The following is a 21,061-nucleotide window of genomic DNA, read 5'->3' on the forward strand; positions in this document are numbered from 1 at the left end:
AGCACAAAGTGTTATGTTCAGTCACTATTTAGTCTCAATGTTTAAGACATTTTCGTCAGTATCACTTGGGAATAAATTGTCCTAAATCAATTTTGTAACTATACAGGTAATATTACTAATCGTTCATTAACAATCTGTCAGCTGATGATTTTTAATTTTTACTTTGAACGATAAATTATGAATTAACGCTTACTTTTACCTTTTATCTGCGTTAATCACTGCAGAATTGATACCTCGTATGATTTCTAAAAGTTTCTCTTTTGAAAGATGTGTTCAGCTGCTTGCTGAATCTATAAATTTCTATCTGGTTAAGATTGATACTAAAGGCAACTATGTTTACATGAATGACCTATTCATCAACCGGCACAGCTCATTTTATAATAGATCTGAGATTCGCTCTGCCGCATTAGCCTTGCATCCGGATGATCATGCGACGAGCTATCAGACCTACCAGCGTTGCGTTGCACATCCTGATCAAACGTTTGCCGCTACCTTAAGAAAGTTGGATGGTAAAGGTGGCTATATAATAACCTACTGGGAGTACAAAGCAGACATCAATAGCGATGGAATCATGAGCGGCGTCATTGGGGTTGGCCATGACGTTACCGCATTTGAATCGCGTAAAGAACATCTCCGTTTCCTGACAGAGACACTTAACAATCTGGCTGAGCAGCAATCACATGATCTACGCCGTCCGCTGGCGAATGTGCTTGGTTTGGTTGAAGTGCTTAAAGTACTGGGCGAAGACAGTGAGCAGGTAAATGAAATCGCCGATAAGTTAATTCAAAGTTGCGAACAGCTTAACCAGGAATTTGAAGCCTTTATGATAAGAGACCTTACCGAAAAACCACAATAAGCGTAAACAATCAAAGGCTTTTACTTCATGATAATTACATATTCGTCATGCGAGTAAATGGAATATTGCTAACTATACTGGCTTGATTAACGTCTTAAAACAACGTAACAAAAAGTGCCGCCTGTTTACAGGCGGCACTTTGCATTGTAAGATATTGTTAGATTTTACAGGCTAACTGTGCCTTTGAGCTTAATGTCTCTTGATGAACTGCCTATTATAATATCAAATTGTCCAGGTTCTGTAATCCAGGAATTGGTTACATCATTAAAATATTGAAAAGCATCGGCAGAAAGTGTTAATGTAATCTGCTTTTTTTCGCCGGGCTTCAAATAAACTTTCTCAAACGCTTTCAATTCCTTTTTGGGCCGTGGAAGCAATGATTTTTGCTGATGTATATAAAGTTGTGCTGTTTCAGCTCCCGCTATTTTGCCAGTGTTGGCAATGGTAAAAATCACCGTAGTGTTACTAACGCCTTTCTGTACCTCTAAATTACTGTAAGCGAATTGTGTGTAAGACAAGCCATGACCAAATGAAAACTGTGGCTCCACCTTATAAGTGTCATAGTAGCGATAGCCAACATATATATCGTCAAAATAACATACGTTGTTGCTATCCTTATCGGCCGGAAACTGGCCAAGCTTATGGTCGGGAGCATCAGACAGGTATTTAGGAAATGTCATAGGCAATTTGCCTGATGGATTAACTTTCCCGTACAGTACGCTTGCTATAGCATTGCCGCCTTCCATACCCGGATACCAGGCTTGTAGCACAGCAGGAGTGGAGTTAATCCATTGATTCATTTCAATAGGTCCGCCGCCTAATAATACCACCACGGTTTTGGGGTTTGCTTTAAGCACAGCCTTAATCAATTCATCCTGCCCAAAAGGCATTTTTAAATCGGGTTTATCGGTATCTTCTGCGTCATATGCATTGTCACTCCACTTACTGTAGTCGTAACCATGTGTACTGCCACCAACAATAACGGCAACATCAGCTTTAGCTGCTGCGTTGGCGGCTTGTTTTATAAGGCTTTCATCGGCCTTCGCACCACGCTTAATATTATAACCTTTAGCGTAAGTAATCTTAGTTCCTTTAGCAGCCAGTTTTTTTAATCCCTCTAATGCGGTTATTTCATATAAAGCCTTAACCTGTGAACTACCGCCGCCAAAAGCCTGAGGCCGGTTGGCATTTAAGCCAACAACGGCAATAGATTTAATTGATGACGATAACGGTAAAATATTACCTTGATTCTTCAACAGAACAATACCCTCCTCAGCAATTTGCCGGGCTGTTTGCTGGTGCGCTTTAGTGTTATAAGCCCCTCTGCTGCGTTGTTTATCTATTACATGCGTTTTAAGCATCACATACAAAATGCGCCTCACTTTATCATCAATAAGATACTCCGGAGCTTTGCCGTTCTTAACAAGCGCAAGCACCGTATCGCCCATAAAGTACTTACGATAATCAGGCTTTTCACCTAAGGAAAGATCAGTGCCCATTTCTACATCGGTACCGTTCCAAAGCGCTTGCTGCGTATTATGAACCGCACCCCAGTCGCTTATTACAGCACCTTTGAATTTCCATTCTTTTTTAAGAATCTGATTTATAAGGTAGTTGTTGTGAGTAGCCCATTCGCCCCGTACCTTATTGTACGAGCCCATAAGTGTATACACATTCCCTTGTTGAACGGCGGCCTTAAACCCTGGCAAGTAAATTTCGCGTAGCGCACGTTCGCTAAGCTCAACGTTGATGTTGTTGCGGTTGGTTTCAATATTATTAGCTGCATAGTGCTTCACGCAAGCTGCAACACCCTGATCCTGGACACCCTTGATATACCCAACTGCCATTTGCGATATTAAGTAAGGATCTTCGCTCTGATATTCAAAGTTGCGCCCGTTAAGTGGCGAACGAATGATGTTGATACCCGGACCCAAAATTACGTCTTTACCACGGTAGGCTGCCTCGCTGCCTAATACTGAGCCGAAGGCGTAACCTAGTTTAGGATTCCAGGTGGCTGCCAGGCAAACTCCTGTTGGTAAATAGGTTCCGGCATCGTTTACGCCAACACTGTCTTTATAAGTGCGGCCATGTTCTACACGAACGCCGTGTGGCCCGTCAGACATTACCCACTCCGGAATGCCCAGCCTGGGCACGCCGCCCGAAGTAAATGAGGAGCTGCCATGTATCATATTTACCTTTTCCTGCAGCGTCATTTGTTTAAGCAGGGCATCGGCTTTTTGATAAATTTGTTCATCAGATTGGGCCAAGGCGGCAGTATGTAAAAGCAATAACAAGCCCGCAACCTTACAGGTGCAAATAATTAAACTTTTCTTCATGAAATGGGGCTATATTATTTTTCAATCATTTTATAAACCCTGACGTAATCCACCTCCATAGCTTTCGGAAAAACAGTATCATCAACGCCTTGCGCACCGCCCCAGTTACCACCTACAGCTACGTTAAGTAGCAGGTGAAAGCGTTTATCAAACGGCCAGGTAGATGAGCCTTTGCCATCGTTGACATATTCAAATACTTTTTGGTCGTCAATGTAACCACGAAGTGCATAAGGTGTCCAATCAACCCGGTATAAGTGAAATTCGGTAAACGCCGTTGCTACATTTTTAAAATCTCCTTTTTGCGTTCCCTGGGCGCCGTTGTAAGAATCAGTATGAATGGTGAAATGCACTTTCATAGGATCATAACCCACATGCTCCATAATATCAATCTCGCCCGATTTAGGCCACTGTCCGTAAGCGTTATCAGTAGGTAGCATCCATATAGCAGGCCATGTGCCACGGCCTGATGGAAGTTTGGCTTTTATTTCCATGCGTCCGTACAAAAAGTCGCCCTTGCCTTTAGTAACCAAACGTGCCGATGAATAAGCATTTGTTCCGGAGTTTTCTTTGCGGGCGGTAATGGTAAGTACACCGTTGGCTATGCCGGCGTTGTTCTGGCTGTTGGTATAATTCTGCAGTTCGTTGTTGCCCCAACCTGTGCCGCCTAAATCGTAACCCCACCTGGCTGCATCAGGCGCACCATTAGTGTTAAATTCATCGGCCCAAAGCGGCGTAGTTTCAAAGGCCCAGCCTTTGTCGGTTGGTTTTCCGTCCCCGGTGCCGGTTGTTGGTTCGGTAGGAAGTGGTTTGAGTTCATCGCCGCCGGCGCATGATAACAGAAAACCTGCCATCAGCACTTTCCCAATAAATGATGTATACATTTTTATTTTTTTGCTTGTGTTCATATAAGTTGCTTTACTCACGTGTCGGTAAAAAAGTAGAAAGCATAAGCCGCAACCTACGCTGCGGCTTATGAGTAATTTATTTTGCTAGTTCAAAACTTCCCACGTAGAATATACCCGGTACAGTATGGCCCTCGCTGCCAAGTTGTAATACAATTTGATCATAAATGGTAACAGTTGAGATAGATGAGAAATCAAATTCCAACTCTACCCATTGGTTCAGCGGAACTTGTTTAACCACTTCCGTTTGTGTTTGCCAGGCATTACCACCGGCAAGCGAGTTTTGTAGCTTCACCGATACCTGGGGTTTCAACGTTCCGCTATAATCATTACCACCCGGGAAAAATACTTTCACTTTAAATTTATTACGGGTGCTTAAATTTAAGCGGTAGTCTAAAGTAGTTTGCAAGTTGCCATATTGATTGGCATCACCGGTAAGGCGCTGATAAAAGCCAACCTTGGCTGCAGTATTAGCACCTTGAGGGAACGGGTTGTCAAATGCGTTTTTAAAAGTGATTGCATCAGCACGCCACGCTATGTTACCGGTGCCGTCAAACTTATCAGTAATATCATTAGCCCTAAGTGGCTTTTCTACCACAGGGCGGGTATAACCTTTAGGTGCCAAACGTAAATACCAGGCGTTTGCAGCATTTGCTTTGTCGGCCACACGCAGGTACATTTCGTTTTCGGTTAAGGTGATGATCTGATATTTTGAAACTCCGGTGTAGTAGGCTATAAATCCATTATTTGATATAGTAAGATATTTTTTATCACCTTCTTCTGTAATGCTCCAGCTTAGGTTGGTAGGAGGGGTGTAATTAACCGTAACATCACCACCGGTAGCACCGCCAATACCTGCTGCATTGGCACCATTGGCAAATGTACTGCCATGGTTAATATAGGTGTACTTAAGGTTATTGCTTAGGGTAAATACCATTTCATCATCATAGAAACCTTCCAAAGCCTTTTCATTTGGTGCAGCATTATACCACTCGGCGGTTTGTGAAGTTGCCGGACCTACACCTAAATGACCCGACACGCCCTTTTCAATTACCCAGGTTTTGCCCGCAGTATTGCTGCCGCCACCAGTTAAAAAGTTATAATCAGGACGGTTAAGCATCTCGGGCTTGGTGTTGGCAATTGTTACAGTTTGGGTGCTTGATGCAAAGCCGCCGCTGGTGTAAATGGTAAGCTTAACGGTATAAGTGCCGGCCAAAGGATATGAGCCGGTTATTTCCTCGCCCGAGCCTGTTTGTCCGTTACCCAAATCCCATACAGCTTTTGTTACCGCACCCGACTGATTTTTAAATACAACTATATTGGCATTTGCAGCAGTTGGTGTTGCGTTAAATTTTACCTGAGCATTTTCAGGAGCTGCGCCAAGCTCAGGGTCGTCAACCTTACAGCCCATCCAGGTAAGTACAAGCAGTAAACCTGCAAGTGTTTTATATAAATAGGTTCTCATCTTTTTATGGTTATTGAGATAAATTAAAAATTAGGTTTTAACACACTCGAACATTGGTCAAGCTCGCTTTGCGGAATTGGGAATAAACCGCGTGTAGCTTGATTAAAGGTTACGTTGTAGTCAACCTGATCGCCGGTGTAACCCGGGCCCTTTTTACCGGTTATGGTAATAGCTTGTGCTGCCACAGGTAAGCCCTGGCGAAGTAAATCCCAGTAGCGAACGCCTTCAAGAGCTAACTCAGCCCTACGCTCCTGATAAATGGCGGCTAATGAGACAGTTTTGCTGCCTAAACTAACCCGGTTGCGTACGCGGTTAAGGTAGTTTTGTGCCTGGCTTCCACCGTTAGTTAAGTCAAGTTCGGCAGCCATAAGTAAAACATCGGCAAAACGTATTGAACGATAGTTGTTACCCCAGTTTAATTCGTACTGTCCGGTTGTAGGTCTGTACTCTGCTGTGGTAGTGTACTTTTTGCTAAAGAAGCCTGTGTGCTGATAGCCGGGAGATACCTTGCCTTTCAACTCGGTTTCCATATTGATGATGGTTGCTGCGCGGCGCGGATCGTTAGCCTCATAGCTATTGTAAAGCTCCTGCGTTACCGGTGCAAAGCTCCAGCCTGTGCTGTATAGCGGATCGCCTTCAATACGTGGTGCCTGCATAAGCGGCTGCATATTGCCCTCGCCACCTTGTATGTAATTCCAATCATACCACGGGTTATCATTAGAGTATGATATTTCCCAAACCGATTCTTTGCTAAACTCGTTGGCCTTTGTAAAGTTATCAGCGTAGGTGCTTAACAAGTCATGACCGCTATTAGAAATAAGGTCTTGCAATTGAGTAAGAACATATTGAGCATTTACTGCAGTGCTACCTGCCTGCAATTCGGCTTTGTAAACGCCTTTGTAAAAAAGATAAACACGACCCAGCAAACCTTCTGCCGACCAGCGGGTGGCATGTGCCTTACTGGTACGTAAATCAGATTTGTCTAACACCTGAATGGCATCAACTAAATCTTGCGCTATTTGGTTAAATGTTTGAGCCGGACTAGCATTTGCCACACAATACTCACCTGGGTTTTGCGGTACGGTAATCAACGGAATGCTTCCAAACCACTTAACCAGATCAAAGTAGAAAAACGCTCGCAAAAATTTACATTCTGCAGCCATTTTGGCTTTCGCTGCTGCAGGCATATTAATATCGGGCAGTTTTTGCAGCAGCAGGTTTGCACGATAGATACCAGTATAGTGATTACTCCAGTAAACACGGATTAAGGAATTGGTAGCAGCTATCTTTTGCTGATCAACCTGTATCATATCAGGTGAATCGGAACGGCTGGCGCCCCCTGCATAAGAATCATCAGAAGCAATATCAGCCAGCATCGGATCAGGGCTAAAGCCGCCGCCTCCGGCGTTAGTGTGCCACTGTAATGCATCATAAACGCTGTTCAAGGCTTCATTAGCGTCTTTTTCAGTTTTATAAAAGTTTTCAGCAACCCGGTTATCTACAGGTTTCATTTCCAAAAACTTTTTGCAGCCGCTACCTGCAACGGTGAGCAGGCCGGCTAATATAATGGTGGAGGTGTATTTAATATTTTTCATTATAACTGGTCAATTAAAATGTTGCACTTAAACCTAAGCGGTAAATACGGGCCTGTGGATATATACCACGGTCAATACCAATATCAAGACTGCTGCGTGCACCAATCTCAGGATCGAAGCCAGAGTATTTGGTGAAAGTTAACAGGTTATCGCCCGATACATAGATGCGCAAGCCCTGCAGCTTAATTTTTGACATAAGCGCTTTGTTGAATGAATACCCCAGCTGTAAGGTTTTAAGGCGTACATAATCGCCTTGCTCTAAATACAGGTCAGATATTTTACTGTAGTTTCCGTTGGTATCGTTCCAGGTAAAACGCGGGTTAGTATTTGTGCTGCCCTCGCCGCTCCAACGGTTTAGGTAAAGCGTTTGCATGTTGGCAGTAGGAAAGTCATGACGGCGTGTACCGTTAAAAATTTGATTGCCAAATGCACCGGTAAAGAAGCCATTAAGGTCAAAGCCCTGATAAGCTAAACCAAAGGTAAAACCACCTGTAATTTTAGGGGTAGGGTTACCAATAATGGTACGATCCTCGGGGTCAATAACACCATTGCCATTCAGGTCCTTAAACCTAACATCGCCAGGTACCGCATCAGGTTGGATTTTTGTGCCGTTGAGGGTATATGCATTTACTTCGGCTACGTTTTGGAATATGCCATCGGTTTTATAACCGTAAAAGTATGAGAACGGCTGACCAATGGTACTGCGCTCAACCTGTCCGTAGGTTGATATACCTGCACCACCTAAAATCCTTTCGGCGTTGTTGATCTCGGTAACGGTGTTTTTATTAAAGCTACCGTTTATACCGGCATTAATTTTAAACTTACCAATGTTTTGCTGATAGTTTAACGTTAACTCAATACCCGAGTTGCGTACAGTACCACCATTGGCAGTTCCGGGAGGTACGCCTACGCTTAGTGGGATTGGTACCTGCAATAGCCAGTCTTTAGTGGTTTTTACATAATAATCGGCAGTAAAGGTAAACATGTTACGCAGGAAGGTTAGGTCTAAGCCGATATCACTTTGTACCGATTCTTCCCAGCGGATGTCAGGGTTAGCTATGAACGATGGTGAAGCGCCGCTAATGTAGCCATTGCCGCTTCCGTTATAATAAGTATAACCACGACCTACACCAATTATGGCCGCCCAAGGGTAATTGCCTATGCGGTCGTTACCGTTTTTACCCCACGATGCACGTATTTTACCAAACGTGATAAAGTCATTTTTAGGTATGAAATTTTCCTCGGTGAAAATCCAGCCGGCAGATACAGCCGGGAAGTATCCAAATGGGTAATTTGAACCAAATTTCGACGAACCGTCACGGCGTAAAGAAGCAGATAACAAATATTTATTATCGTAGTTATAGTTCACCCTTCCAAAAAGTGAGAACAAAGCATTGCCGCCTGCTCCGCCTGTAGCTTTAGCTGTGCCTGCATCAACGGCAAGGTCAAGGTAAGCCATGTTAGGATCGGTAACAACAAGGCCGGTATTGGAACCGTAAAGCGTTTCAGAGTTTTCGCGACGATGAGTGGTACCCAGCGTAACACCTAACGTATGTTTGCTGAATGTTTTATTGTAATTTAAAACGTTCTCAGCTTGCCAGGTATAGTAGCGATCAGTACCTTTTGATACGCTGGAGTTATTGTTTTGCTGCGCTGCGTTTAGGTAAAATATAGGACTGTAATTATTACTGTTAACGTAAGCCAAATCAATACTGAAAGATGAACGGAACGTTAGTTCTTTCAGGATGTTGATTTCAGCATAGGTATTTCCCACTAATTTGTCAACACGGGTAAGTCCGTTGGTAACAGCAAGGCGCGCAAGCGGGTTTACAATTTCCTGAGCTACATAGGGTGAAATACCATAAAGATTGCCGTTGCCATCACGTACAGCATTAGCGTTATATGTTGCCGCCCGGGTAGGGTCGTTCTCAATAACCGGTGTAATAGGGTCAAGGTTAATGGCGTTATTTAAAAGACCGCCAAACTCCTGGTTAGGGTCAATCGCCGTACGTCGGATGTGAGAGTAAGCTACGTTAGCACCAACCTTAAGGTAATCTTTAATTTTGTTGTCACTATTAGCGCGGAAGGTGTATCGTTTGAAGTCAGATTTGTCGCCGCCAATCAAACCTTTTTGGTTGAACAACGAAAAATTGATAGCATAGTTGTTTTTGTCGGTACCACCGTTTACGGCAAACTGGTGATTATACGTAGGCGCATTTTTTTGAAATAAGGCGCGTTGCCAGTCGGTACCCGTACCCGCCGGATATTTACTCAAATCGGGATAAGGGATAGAGTTGCCTGCGTTGGCAGCTCCCTCATTCATCATTACTGCATACTCACGGGCATCAAGTAACTTCATGTAACGCCATGCGTTTTGTATACCCATGTAACCATCATAAGTAAGGCGTGTTCTTCCGTCTTTCGAGCCGCCCTTTGTAGTAATAAGTACCACACCATTACCACCGCGCGCACCGTAAATTGCAGCAGATGCGGCATCTTTCAGGACATCCATCGACTGAATGTCGGCGGGGTTTAAGTAATCAATTCCACCTACCTGGAAGCCATCGACGATGTAGATAGGGGAGGCGTCGCCATTGGTGCCAATACCACGTATGCGCACTGTTGGTGCATCACCCGGTTGTCCGGAAACATTGGTTACCTGCACACCGGCTATCCGGCCCTGCATGGCTTGCTCAATACGCTGCACAGGGGTTTGTGTGATTTGATCGGGCTTAATTGATCCAATAGCGGATGATACATTCCGGCGAACCTGGGTACCATAACCAACTACAACCACATCACTAAGATTGGTTGATTTTTCAGACATTACAATTTGAATGAAATTGGTTGAGTTTACAGTGTAGCGCTGCGGCTCCAATCCAATTTGGTTAAATACCAGCACCGAGCCTTGTTTGGGCACCTTAATACTGAATTCACCGTTGGGGCCGGTTGCTACACCGTTCAATCCGCCTTCAACAGATACGGTTACTCCTGGTAAAGCAGCTCCGTCGCTTTTTAGAGTAACCTTGCCTGACACTTGCAGCTCCTGAGCTTTAAGCCCAAAGGCATGCAATAGCAGAACTAATAGAAAAAAAGTAATTTTTCCTTTCATAGAAGATCATAAAATGGTTTACAAAATGGTTTAATTGGTACAGGCGGGTGCCTGTTGGTTGAGGCAAATATAAACTCACAATTAACTACACCTAATTTTTAACGCACTATATAACCCATACAACGGTATTTTTACCCCTCAAAATGCCCCTACTTTAACACTACAGGAGAGTGATGGGTAACTTGCAATTATCTGTTTGTGAGGTATTTGAATTTTATTGTCAAGCCTACATTTAAAATAAATTTGACACTACACGATGTTGAACAAAATCTATTATTTAGTTTTACGCTTATTCAATGAAAAAAGCATTACTAACCATAATAACCTGCTTTTCATTTATCTTTTTCCTGTATGCTCAAAACCCGGTAGGACTGCCCCAAATTGTTAATTATACCAATTTGGAATACAAAGGCGGTATCCAAAACTGGGCTGTTGATCAGGACAAGGATGGTAGGGTATACTTTGCTAATAATGAAGGTTTGCTATCATTTGATGGTAAGCATTGGAGACTATACAGGTTGCCTAACCGTACAGTTGTGCATGCCTTAAAAATTTTTAAGAATGGAAAGATATACGTTGGCGGACAAGATGAAATAGGTTACTACAAACCTAATAAGGAGGGTATACTAACATATCAATCATTAAAACCACTTATACCTCAGCCAAGCAGGCAATTTGCTGATGTGTGGAATATATGCGAAGCCAATGGTGAGACTTTTTTTCGTACAGTAGAAAAAATCTTTTATTTAAAAGATGGAATTATAAGCGTTTACAAAACCAATACCGAGTGGACTTATTTGGGATGTGCTCAAAAACGTATCTATGCGCAACAAAAACATAAGGGGTTAATGGTTTTTGATAATGGTATTTGGAAAACTGCTTGCGAAAATTCGATACTTAAAGAGGGTATAGTCACCTCTGTTTTGGATTATGAACCCGGAACGCTATTGATAACAACTCTTAAAAATGGGTTGTTTTTATTAAAAGATGGTGTTCTTACGCCGAAAATAACAGCTGCAGATAATATCCTTAAATCAAGTTATGCCTATTGTGCAATTGCCGTCAATAAAGACTGGTTTGCCATCGGCACTACTACTTCTGCATGTTATATCATTGATAAAGAGGGGAATATAATTCAGCACTTTTCGAGTGATGAAGGGTTGCAGAAAAATTATATACGTAATCTCTTTACTGATAAAGCTAAAAACCTTTGGCTTGCTTTAGATGATGGTATTGATTTTATAGCGTTTAATAGTGCTATTAAGCAAATCTTTCCCGACAATAAAAAGCAGATAAGCAGTTATACATCATGTGTGTTTAAGAATGAGTTATATGTGGGTGCATCAAACGGTCTTTTTAAGCTTCCGATCGATATACAAACTATAGACCTAAGCTATTCACGCGGTCATTTCAAAGAGGTAGGAAAATTACGCGGTCAGGTGTGGGGGTTGAATGAAATTAACCGTAAACTGTTGCTCGCCCATGAAGACGGTGCTTTTGAAGTACAATCCCTCAATTTAAAACCCCTAAGCCAAAGCACTGGTAACTGGTTGTTTGAACCATTATCACCTATTGAGCCCGCCCCTGTAGCTGTTGCAGGTACATATGAAGGATTACAACTACTTAGCTACAAAGATGGTAATTTCATTAATGACGGCCCAATCAACGGCATAGATAAACTATCGTTACGTTTTTTAGCCTATGATGATAACAGTAACATTGTTTGGACTTCGCATCCTTACAGGGGAGTATTTAAGTTAACACTATCAGCAAACCACAAGCAGGTGATTAAACGGGAAGTGTTAGGCGTTAAACAAGGCTTACCGGAGGCATTAGGAAATTACATTTTTCGAATTAAGAACAGAATTGTAGTTGCCACCTTAAAGGGCATATATGAATATAACGATGAGACAAGGCGCTTCCAGCGTTCAACTTTGTTTGAACCTTACACGCATACTACAGCTATACACTACCTCCATGAAGATGCTGCCGGAAACGTATGGTTTGTAAATGGAAAAAAACTTGGAGTTATTGATTTTTCCAGTAATGAATCTCACCCTACGGTAGTTTATTTTCCTGAGCTTACTTCCAAGCTTGTATCAGGTTTTGAACATGTTTATCCGTACAACCAGCAAAATATTTTTGTAGGTGCGAACAAGGGTATTTACCATATCAATTTCCTAAAGTATCGCGAGCAAAGTCGTTTACCTATTAATGTTCTACTTACGCAGGTTAAGCTAATAAATGATAAAGATAGTGTAGTTTTCGGTGGCTATTCTCGAATAAAAGGCAATGCGCAAATTAAATTGCCTCACGAGCTTAATTCACTACAGTTTGAATTTGCGTCTACTTTATATGAACAGCAAAATACGCTGGAGTTTAGCTACCAGTTGGAGGGATTTGACAAGCAATGGTCGGCTTGGAACACAAAAGCCGAAAAGGAGTATACCAATTTGCCTGCGGGTACTTATACTTTCAAAGTAAAGGCCCGTAATAATATGGGTAACGAATCGGTACCTGTTGAGCGGCAGTTTGTTATTGAAGCAGCCTGGTACCAAAGTTGGTGGTTTTATGCGCTATGCATGGCTGTGGTTACGGGCGGCGTTCACGTGTTTATTCAAAAACAACAGCGTAAACACATCAAAGAACAGGAAAAGCTCAAGTATTTGCATCAATTGGAATTGGAGCACAATGAGCGCGAGATAATGAAGCTGCAAAATGAAAAGCTGGTAGCCGATGTTAGTTACAAGAATAAAGAACTGGCCTCAACTACCATGCATTTGGTACAGCGTGGTAAACTGCTTGCTAAAATTAAAGATGAACTTTTACCTTTGGTTGCCAATGGTAAGAGCGAAAAGTCAACCGACTTTAAACGCGTTATACGCTTGCTAAATGAAGCTGAACGTAATGATGGCGACTGGGAGCAGTTTGCTATGCACTTTGATCATATACACTCCAATTTTTTAAGCCGGCTCAAAGAGCGCTTTCCTGAGCTGAGTTCAAATGATTTGAAGTTGTGCGCTTACCTTAAAATGAATCTTACTTCAAAAGAAATAGCGCAGTTAATGAGTATTACCATCAAAGCAGTGGAGGTGAGTCGATACCGTCTTCGTAAAAAAATGCAGATACCGTCAGACGTACCGTTGTTTGATTATTTAATTAAAGCAATAGCTCAACCAGTCAAGCCGGATGTACTTAAGTAAATAGTATCATTACCTTCAATACTTACATAGTCTTCTTAAGTTTATAAGGCGCAAAATTGCTCCATTTTCTATCTTTGCTCATCAATTCATAAGTACTGTGATTAACGTAAACAATATTTCCGTTTCATTTGGCGGAACGACCCTTTTTAGTGATGTTACCTTTTCAATTAATGAAAACGACAAAATAGCCCTTATGGGCAAAAACGGTGCAGGCAAGTCCACAATTCTTAAAATAATTGCCGGTGCAGCCAAACCCACTACGGGTAACGTAACCGGGCCCAAAGAGGCTGTAATTGCTTACTTGCCGCAGCATTTGTTAACGCAAGATAACGTAACGGTTTTTGAGGAAACCATGAAAGCTTTTGCAGAGGCTAACCAAATGCAAAAGGAACTGGATGAAGTTAATGAGCAGCTTAACATCCGCACCGATTATGAAAGCGATGAGTACATGAAACTCATTGAAAGAGTATCGGAATTAAGCGAAAAGGTATATACAGTAGAGGAAACTAATTATGATGCAGAAGTTGAAAAAGTACTTAAAGGACTAGGTTTTGAACGGAAAGACTTTAACCGGCAAACTTCTGAATTTTCGGGCGGATGGCGCATGCGTATTGAGCTGGCCAAAATTTTATTGAAGAAGCCCGATCTAATATTACTGGATGAGCCCACTAACCACATGGATATTGAAAGTATACAGTGGCTGGAAGAGTTTTTACTAAACTCAGCAAAGGCTGTAATGGTAATATCACACGACCGTGCCTTTGTTGATAATATTACCAACCGCACCATAGAAGTAACTATGGGGCGCATATATGACTACAAAGCTAAATACAGCCACTATCTTCAATTACGTGCCGACCGCCGTTTACATCAGCTGAAGGCTTACGAAGAACAGCAGCGTTTCATTGCTGATAACCAAGAGTTCATCGACCGTTTTAGGGGCACGTATTCAAAAACTCTGCAAGTGCAATCACGCGTTAAAATGTTAGAGAAGCTGGAGGTAATTGAAATTGATGAGGTAGATACATCAGCTTTACGACTCAAGTTTCCTCCATCGCCACGCTCGGGACAGTACCCGCTTATGGTTGAGGAAATGAGCAAAAGCTACGGAGATCATGTGGTTTTTCAAAACGCATCGTTGGTTATTGAGCGTGGTGAAAAGGTAGCCTTTGTGGGTAAAAATGGTGAAGGTAAATCAACCATGATTAAAGCTATCATGAATGAGATTGATTTTGACGGAAGCCTAAAAGTTGGTCACAATGCTAAGATTGGCTACTTTGCCCAAAATCAGGCGGCCCTGCTTGATGAGAATCTTACTGTATTTGATACCATCGATCAAATTCCTTTATCTGACAATACTGTTAAAATCAAAGATTTGTTAGGTGCATTTATGTTCAGCGGTGATGATACCACCAAGAAAGTCAAAGTGCTATCAGGAGGGGAGAAAACCCGTTTGGCTATGATCAAATTACTTTTGGAGCCCGTAAACCTGTTGATTTTGGATGAGCCTACCAATCACCTGGATATGAAAACAAAAGACATCATCAAAGATGCCTTGCGCGATTTTGACGGTACATTAATTCTTGTATCTCACGACCGTGACTTCTTAGACGGCCTCGTTACCAAGGTATTTGAATTTGGCAACAAGCGGGTACGTGAACACTTTGAAGATATCAAAGGATTTTTGGCTTATAAAAAGATGGATAGTTTGAAGGATATTGAACAAAGCTAACATTAGTTTAACTTTGAATATTTACTTAATAGGTGCTGATATTCCTGACGCATAATAGTATTATGTTTTGAGGGTTTTGCAGCACCTTTTTTTATGGCCGAATCTGAACTTAGCTTATTAGTCAACAATTAAAAGGTTATGCTCAATTATAAAATTTACAGCTGCTACCTGCTTATACTGGCAATTATAGCGCTAACATGTAATAATGCTGTTGCAAGTAAGTTAGTAAGCCCACCGCGCCATAAGCAGCTAAAAAATATTGTTTTGATTGCCGGTACTAAAAGCCATGACCCTGGCGAACATGAGTATGTAAAAACGGTAAAGCTTATAAAGGTAATGCTTGATCGCTCAAATGTTAAAGGCATCAAAACAAGGTTTTATTTAAACGGCTGGCCGCCTGCAGATTCATTACTTAACAAGGCCGATTTAATTTTATTTGTGACTGATGGTGCAGATGGTATAAATTTCAAAGACTCACCATTTTTGACAACCGACCGTATGGCGGTTTTGCAACAGCAAGTAGATAGGGGATGTGGTATAGCATTACTACACTTTTCTACGTTTGCTGATTATGAAAATGGCCAAAAACTTTTGGAATGGGCCGGAGGATATTATGATTGGCAAGACTCTACGGGCGATAAACGTCATTATTCAGATTTAAAGGTTGCCAATGCACAGGTAACACTTGCCAGTCCAAAGCACCCAATAAGTAATGGAGTAAAGTCTTTTAATATTAAGGATGAGTTTTATTACAATATGCGTTTTATGGCCGAACGAACGTATATTATTCCTGTACTTAATGTGCCCTCGTTAGGAGGTAGTGAACCACTGGGCAATGTAGTTGCCTGGGCTTATAAGCGTAAAAAAGGCGGAAGGGCATTTTGCGCTACTATGGCACATTACTATTCAAATTGGCATAATGAAAACTTTAGAAAAGTACTTTTAAACGGATTGATTTGGGCTGCGGGCATAAAAGTTCCAACTAATGGCATGAGTTCAGTTTTTTATACCGACGAAGAAGTTGCCAAATTTCTGCATACAGCCGATTGATCTGTCGGGGTAAAAAAGTATTATAAACTGGCAAAAAAAAGTAAACGCATTTTTAAAGATTTTCATTGCTTTGCATATCACCAATTCAAAGCTAAATGAAAGTTTCTTACCTCGGGTTAACATTACTGGCGGTAGTGTGTAAAATCGGAGTGGCCATTGCCCAGCCTGGTTTGCAAAGCAACGCCATAAAAAAAGACTGGTGGCATATTGATGCCATAAAGCCCTATAAGCTTCCTGCCACTGCAAGTAAAATGTCTTACATAAAAGTTCAGGGTAATTCTTTTGTTAACGATAAAGGCAAGGTAATCGTTTTTAAAGGGTTGTCCATTTCCGATCCCGATAAGCTGGTAAAAGACGGGCATTGGAACAAAAAGCATTTTGATGTAATCAAAAGCTGGGGCGCAAATTTAATACGTATCCCTGTACACCCTGTGGCCTATCATCAGCGTGGGGTAGAGGCTTACATCAAACTCTTAGACGAAGCCGTTAACTGGTGTTCAGAATTAGGTATTTATGTGTTGATTGACTGGCATGCTATTGGCAACCTGCAAATGGAGGTGCTATCGCAAGACATGCATAAAACCACTAAAAGCGAAACATTTAACTTCTGGAGAAACATTGCAGAACATTACAAAGATATTCCAACCGTAGCATTTTACGAGTTGTTTAATGAGCCTACCACTTATGATGGGCAATACGGCACCGCCAGTTGGGATGGTTGGAAAACGCTAATGGAGCAAATGATTGATTTGATTTACGTTTACAACAAAAATGTAGTTCCGTTGGTTGCCGGCTTTAATTGGGCATATGATCTTACTCCCGTAAAAGACAACCCAATTGCCCGCCCCGGTATTGGTTATGTAACACATCCTTACCCTGGTAAACGCGCTGTACCGCGTGAAGATAAATGGGAGCTGGACTTCGGCTTTGTGGCCGATAAATATCCGGTTATAGCAACCGAGCTTGGCTTTATGCCCGGAGATGAAGATGAGAACTTGAAGGACGATGGCATTTACGGGCCGTCAATTATGAAATACTTTAATAAAAAAGGAATATCATGGGTGGTTTGGGTTTTTGACCCCGATTGGATACCACAAATGATTAAGAACTGGAATTATGAGCCTACATCACAAGGTAAGTTTTTTAGTGATGTGATGAAAGGTAAGTAATATGTTGGTTATACATTTTTTTGGTTTGGCCGCCGGTAATTTACCGGCGGCTTTTTTTGTTGATATGTTTACGACTCAAAAAACAATATTATTAAGCTAAAAAAGTATTAGTGTCATTTTGCTAATAATCACACATTTACGTATACCTAAAAGGCGCTTATTTTTCTCATTTATCAAGTGTCTGCTTACATCTAAACCAAGTTATTTAACCAATTAATAAATCAAATTATGAATGTTGGAATTGATAGTTACTGTTACCACCGGCTTTTTGGCGAGGTGTATCCCGGCCAGGATAGGCCCGAAAAAGAGCTTTCATTTGATGCTTTTCTAAAAGATATAGGCAAGCTGGATATAAAGGGCATATCACTGGAGTCATGTTTTATTCCCCGGTTTAATAAAGAATACTTACTTGATGTAAAACAGCAACTTGATGATAACGATTTGGATAGGGTTTACGCGTGGGGGCACCCTGACGGTTTGGAAGGTGGTAAAAATGAAGCTGCATTTGATGAAATGCTTGAGCACATTGAGTACGCCAGTTATATAGGTGCAAATGTAATGCGTGTAGTAGGCAGCAGCCTTCAGTTCAGGTTTGAAGATCATACTCCACAGCTTGAAAAGTTAAGCCACATGTTTACTGAAGCCGCTAAAGTTGCCGCACGTTACAATGTAAAGCTGGCGGTGGAAAATCACATTGATTACAACTCCGACGAAATACTTCAATTAATTAAAAACGTTAACTCGCCATATTTCGGAGTTAATTTTGATACCGGCAATTTTTTAAGAGTACTTGATGATCCTATTCAAGCTATGGAGAAGTTGGCACCTTATGTTTTGGCTACTCATATTAAGGATCTTAAACCGGTTAAAGGCGTGCCTGTAAATGAATGGTATTTCTTTTCATGCGTACCAACGGGCGAGGGTTTAATAGATAATGCCCGGCTTGCTCAAATTTTAAAGCAGCACAATTACAAAGGCTTCCTGGCAGTTGAAATTGACTTTTTACACCCCGATTATACCAATCAGGAAGAAGACGTTGTAAAAGAGAGTGTTGCTGAATTATGGAAAATAGCCGGAAGATTAGAGTATGCTTAAAACATTGAACGTAGGTATTGTAGGCTATAAATTTATGGGCAGGGCGCACAGTAACGCCTGGCTTAAAGCACCGTTGTTTTTTGATGTTGCGGCAAAACCTATTCTGAAGGTTGCCTGCGGAAGACACGAACCCTCACTGAAAGAATTTGCCGAGCGCTGGGGTTGGCAGGAAACGCAAACTGATTGGAAAAAACTTATCAGCAGACCTGATATTGATATAGTTGATATTGCCCTGCCACAGCACCTGCATTATGAAATTGCCATTGCTGCAGCTAAAGAAGGTAAGCATATTTTTTGCGAAAAGCCGTTGGCCATGAGCGTTAAGCAAGCCGAGGAAATGCTGCGCGTGTGTGAAGATAACAAAGTAATACACTATTTAAATCACAACTATCGGCGTGTGCCTGCTGTAGCATTGGCAAAAAAAATGATTGATGATGGTCTGCTGGGTAGGCTGTTTCACTGGCGCGCTGCCTACCAGCAAGATTGGATAGTTGATCCTGAGTTTCCACTTACATGGCAATTGCGCCAGGAAACTGCTCAGGCGGGTCCGCACTGGGATTTAAATTCGCATTGCGTTGATTTGGGGCATTATCTGATAGGGCCAGTTGATTCGGTGACAGCAATGAGCACAAACTTTATTACCGAACGGCCTTTAGCCGATGAAGCAAGTACAGGAAATTTACAGGCCGAAGTGAAAGGTAGCGAACGCGGACAGGTAACCGTTGAAGACGCTGCTTTAATGATTGTAAAATTTGCAAACGGTGTTATGGGTTCATTTGAAGCCACACGTTTTGCAACAGGTCGTAAAAACAAGCTTTCATTTGAAATATACGGAAGCAAAGGGAGCCTGACATTTGATCTAGAGCGAATGAATGAACTCATGTTTTTCTCCTCAAATGATGCTGGCGATACACAAGGCTTCCGAAAAATTATTGCTACTGACCAACAGCACCCATACATTAAAAGCTGGTGGCCACCCGGCCATATAATTGGCTACGAGCATTCCTTTGTTCACGCGGTAGTTGATTTCATTGATGCCATTGAGAAAAAGAAGCAGGTAACTCCCAATTTTAATGACGGACTCAATATCATGAAGGTGCTTGAAGCAGGACTGCTATCGGCTCAAACCAAACAACAAATAACTTTGAATATATAGCGTATGCAAACCCTTAAAGAGAAGTTTTTACAAGATGGATACGTAATAATAGACGTATTAACGCAACAAGAGATTGACGACTTCAGGCAAATAATGGATGCCCTTATCAGTCCTCAGGTAAAAGCCGGTAATAATGAAAAGAAGAGTTCCTCATTTCAGCACTTAGGCGATGAACTGAGCGATTTTGGTAAAGAAGCCCGACAGTATTATTTCCATTTGCTAACAAAGCCGGGTACCGAACCAATACATCACGCTTTTCATCACCCGGTAATTTTAAAAGCCGTTGAAGAGATTATTGGTCCTAACCTTATCGTTAATAACGCCTCAATACTTGCAGCTAATGAAGGTACGGAGTATTCATTAGGCTGGCATCGGGATATTATCCAAATACCTCAGGATGAAATTGCCGATTGGCTTTTCTCACCGGAGCGTTTTCATAACAGCGTTCAAATCAATCTCCCGCTGGTTGATGAAAATTCTTTATGGATTGTTCCTGCAAGTCATAACCGCCCAAACACAGAAGCGGAAAATGCAGCATTTAATGGATCTAAGCACTATGCACCAGTAGGAGCTGAAATGCCTGGAGGTGTACCTGTTAAGTTGAAAGCTGGGCAGGCAGTGCTGTATAATAATAACCTTATACACAGAGGGTTTACTGAGAAAATGACTATACCACGTCGCACCTTGCACATGGGGTATCATAGCGCTGCATATCCTCCAACCTGGCATTTTTATCTACTAAACGGAGATCTGCTTACTCCCCAATACCTGGAAACTTTAAGCCCCACAATGCGCACAATGATGCAAGAGTATCTTGAGTGCCGTGCCCAATATCCCAACATGGCCGAAACCTGGAAATGGGAGTATAATTTTCCTGAAAAAGAATATACCGCTTAGTATTTGAGGCGGATGCACAGCTCTATGCATCCGCCTTGAAAATTTAAGTCGGCTTAATTTCAAATGATGGTTATCTAATAGGTTGCAAATATTAAAATTCAAGCTAAAAAAGTATCATTAAAGTAAAGCTTGATTACGGAATTTTTAAATTTAAATAATCGCTCAATATTAAACTTATAAGTTGTCAGCACTTTTATTGCCAATTTATTTTGTAACCGTTATTGAAATTTTAAACCGCACTTATTGAATATGCTACGTATTTTAGATAAAAAAGTATTAGAAATGCGTATAAAAAACTTCCATTTTTAGTGATTATAAACCAAACGCTTTTTTGTATCAAATAAACCAATGATGATACACGCCGAAGCGAATTTTGATAAACCAGCAAGAGCTCGAGACTTGTTGCCCTAAAATGTAAATTATGAAGAAACAAACTTTTACTCCATCTCAGAATAGCGGTATAAGTTGCGGTTAATTTAAAGCTCCATCGAAG

The 21,061-nt window shown here is 41.6% G+C and carries 13 protein-coding genes; 8 read left to right on the forward strand and 5 right to left on the reverse strand.

What is annotated here, in order from left to right; all coding sequences use genetic code 11:
- Positions 1-340: 340 nt before the first annotated feature.
- On the forward strand, positions 341-856 hold the full coding sequence (locus QZ407_RS12485; RefSeq protein WP_295771564.1) for a histidine kinase dimerization/phospho-acceptor domain-containing protein: 516 nt from the start codon (positions 341-343) through the stop codon (positions 854-856).
- Positions 857-1,020: 164 nt separating this feature from the next.
- Here QZ407_RS12485 and QZ407_RS12490 read toward each other — a convergent pair whose 3' ends face one another.
- From QZ407_RS12490 to QZ407_RS12510, 5 genes are all read right to left on the reverse strand, one after another.
- A complete protein-coding gene (locus QZ407_RS12490) occupies positions 1,021-3,192 on the reverse strand; it encodes a glycoside hydrolase family 3 C-terminal domain-containing protein (RefSeq protein ID WP_295771566.1) in 2,172 nt (723 codons plus the stop codon).
- Positions 3,193-3,206: 14 nt separating this feature from the next.
- Positions 3,207-4,097 carry a glycoside hydrolase family 16 protein gene (locus QZ407_RS12495; protein WP_295771568.1) on the reverse strand — a complete coding sequence of 297 codons (891 nt, stop codon included), beginning with the start codon at positions 4,095-4,097 and terminating at the stop codon, positions 3,207-3,209.
- 76 nt (positions 4,098-4,173) lie between these two features.
- A complete protein-coding gene (locus QZ407_RS12500; protein WP_295771571.1) occupies positions 4,174-5,559 on the reverse strand; it encodes a PKD domain-containing protein in 1,386 nt (461 codons plus the stop codon).
- Between the two features lie 23 nt (positions 5,560-5,582).
- Positions 5,583-7,154 carry a RagB/SusD family nutrient uptake outer membrane protein gene (locus QZ407_RS12505; protein ID WP_295771573.1) on the reverse strand — a complete coding sequence of 524 codons (1,572 nt, stop codon included), beginning with the start codon at positions 7,152-7,154 and terminating at the stop codon, positions 5,583-5,585.
- Between the two features lie 13 nt (positions 7,155-7,167).
- Positions 7,168-10,266, reverse strand: coding sequence for a TonB-dependent receptor (locus QZ407_RS12510; protein WP_295771576.1), 3,099 nt, complete (start codon positions 10,264-10,266; stop codon positions 7,168-7,170).
- Positions 10,267-10,562: 296 nt separating this feature from the next.
- On the opposite strand from QZ407_RS12510, the gene QZ407_RS12515 reads away from it, so the two are divergent.
- The 7 genes from QZ407_RS12515 to QZ407_RS12545 all read left to right on the forward strand — a co-directional run bounded on the left by QZ407_RS12515 (position 10,563) and on the right by QZ407_RS12545 (position 20,568).
- Positions 10,563-13,469: a triple tyrosine motif-containing protein gene (locus QZ407_RS12515; protein WP_295771578.1), complete on the forward strand. Its 2,907-nt coding sequence runs from the start codon at positions 10,563-10,565 to the stop codon at positions 13,467-13,469.
- A gap of 97 nt (positions 13,470-13,566) precedes the next feature.
- On the forward strand, positions 13,567-15,201 hold the full coding sequence (locus tag QZ407_RS12520; protein WP_295771580.1) for an ABC-F family ATP-binding cassette domain-containing protein: 1,635 nt from the start codon (positions 13,567-13,569) through the stop codon (positions 15,199-15,201).
- 138 nt (positions 15,202-15,339) lie between these two features.
- On the forward strand, positions 15,340-16,251 hold the full coding sequence (locus tag QZ407_RS12525) for a ThuA domain-containing protein (RefSeq protein WP_295771583.1): 912 nt from the start codon (positions 15,340-15,342) through the stop codon (positions 16,249-16,251).
- 95 nt (positions 16,252-16,346) lie between these two features.
- A complete protein-coding gene (locus QZ407_RS12530; protein ID WP_295771585.1) occupies positions 16,347-17,420 on the forward strand; it encodes a cellulase family glycosylhydrolase in 1,074 nt (357 codons plus the stop codon).
- Positions 17,421-17,648: 228 nt separating this feature from the next.
- A complete protein-coding gene (locus QZ407_RS12535) occupies positions 17,649-18,515 on the forward strand; it encodes a sugar phosphate isomerase/epimerase family protein (protein ID WP_295771588.1) in 867 nt (288 codons plus the stop codon).
- Positions 18,508-19,671 (forward strand): Gfo/Idh/MocA family oxidoreductase, encoded by a 1,164-nt coding sequence (locus QZ407_RS12540; protein WP_295771590.1) that lies wholly within the window; start codon positions 18,508-18,510, stop codon positions 19,669-19,671. The genes QZ407_RS12535 and QZ407_RS12540 overlap by 8 nt, the downstream gene beginning before the upstream one ends.
- A gap of 3 nt (positions 19,672-19,674) precedes the next feature.
- Positions 19,675-20,568: a phytanoyl-CoA dioxygenase family protein gene (locus QZ407_RS12545; RefSeq protein ID WP_295771593.1), complete on the forward strand. Its 894-nt coding sequence runs from the start codon at positions 19,675-19,677 to the stop codon at positions 20,566-20,568.
- The last annotated feature ends 493 nt before the right edge of the window (positions 20,569-21,061 follow it).

The organism is uncultured Mucilaginibacter sp., assembly GCF_913773635.1.
Lineage (GTDB): Bacteria > Bacteroidota > Bacteroidia > Sphingobacteriales > Sphingobacteriaceae > Mucilaginibacter.

Excerpts from the sequence above, each read along its gene's own strand:
- QZ407_RS12485 (WP_295771564.1), top strand. The coding sequence starts at position 341 with ATGAATGACCTATTCATCAACCGGCACAGCTCATTTTATAATAGATCT.
- QZ407_RS12490 (WP_295771566.1), bottom strand. The coding sequence starts at position 3,192 with ATGAAGAAAAGTTTAATTATTTGCACCTGTAAGGTTGCGGGCTTGTTA.
- QZ407_RS12495 (WP_295771568.1), bottom strand. The coding sequence starts at position 4,097 with ATGAACACAAGCAAAAAAATAAAAATGTATACATCATTTATTGGGAAA.
- QZ407_RS12500 (WP_295771571.1), bottom strand. The coding sequence starts at position 5,559 with ATGAGAACCTATTTATATAAAACACTTGCAGGTTTACTGCTTGTACTT.
- QZ407_RS12505 (WP_295771573.1), bottom strand. The coding sequence starts at position 7,154 with ATGAAAAATATTAAATACACCTCCACCATTATATTAGCCGGCCTGCTC.
- QZ407_RS12510 (WP_295771576.1), bottom strand. The coding sequence starts at position 10,266 with ATGAAAGGAAAAATTACTTTTTTTCTATTAGTTCTGCTATTGCATGCC.
- QZ407_RS12515 (WP_295771578.1), top strand. The coding sequence starts at position 10,563 with ATGAAAAAAGCATTACTAACCATAATAACCTGCTTTTCATTTATCTTT.
- QZ407_RS12525 (WP_295771583.1), top strand. The coding sequence starts at position 15,340 with ATGCTCAATTATAAAATTTACAGCTGCTACCTGCTTATACTGGCAATT.
- QZ407_RS12530 (WP_295771585.1), top strand. The coding sequence starts at position 16,347 with ATGAAAGTTTCTTACCTCGGGTTAACATTACTGGCGGTAGTGTGTAAA.
- QZ407_RS12535 (WP_295771588.1), top strand. The coding sequence starts at position 17,649 with ATGAATGTTGGAATTGATAGTTACTGTTACCACCGGCTTTTTGGCGAG.
- QZ407_RS12540 (WP_295771590.1), top strand. The coding sequence starts at position 18,508 with ATGCTTAAAACATTGAACGTAGGTATTGTAGGCTATAAATTTATGGGC.
- QZ407_RS12545 (WP_295771593.1), top strand. The coding sequence starts at position 19,675 with ATGCAAACCCTTAAAGAGAAGTTTTTACAAGATGGATACGTAATAATA.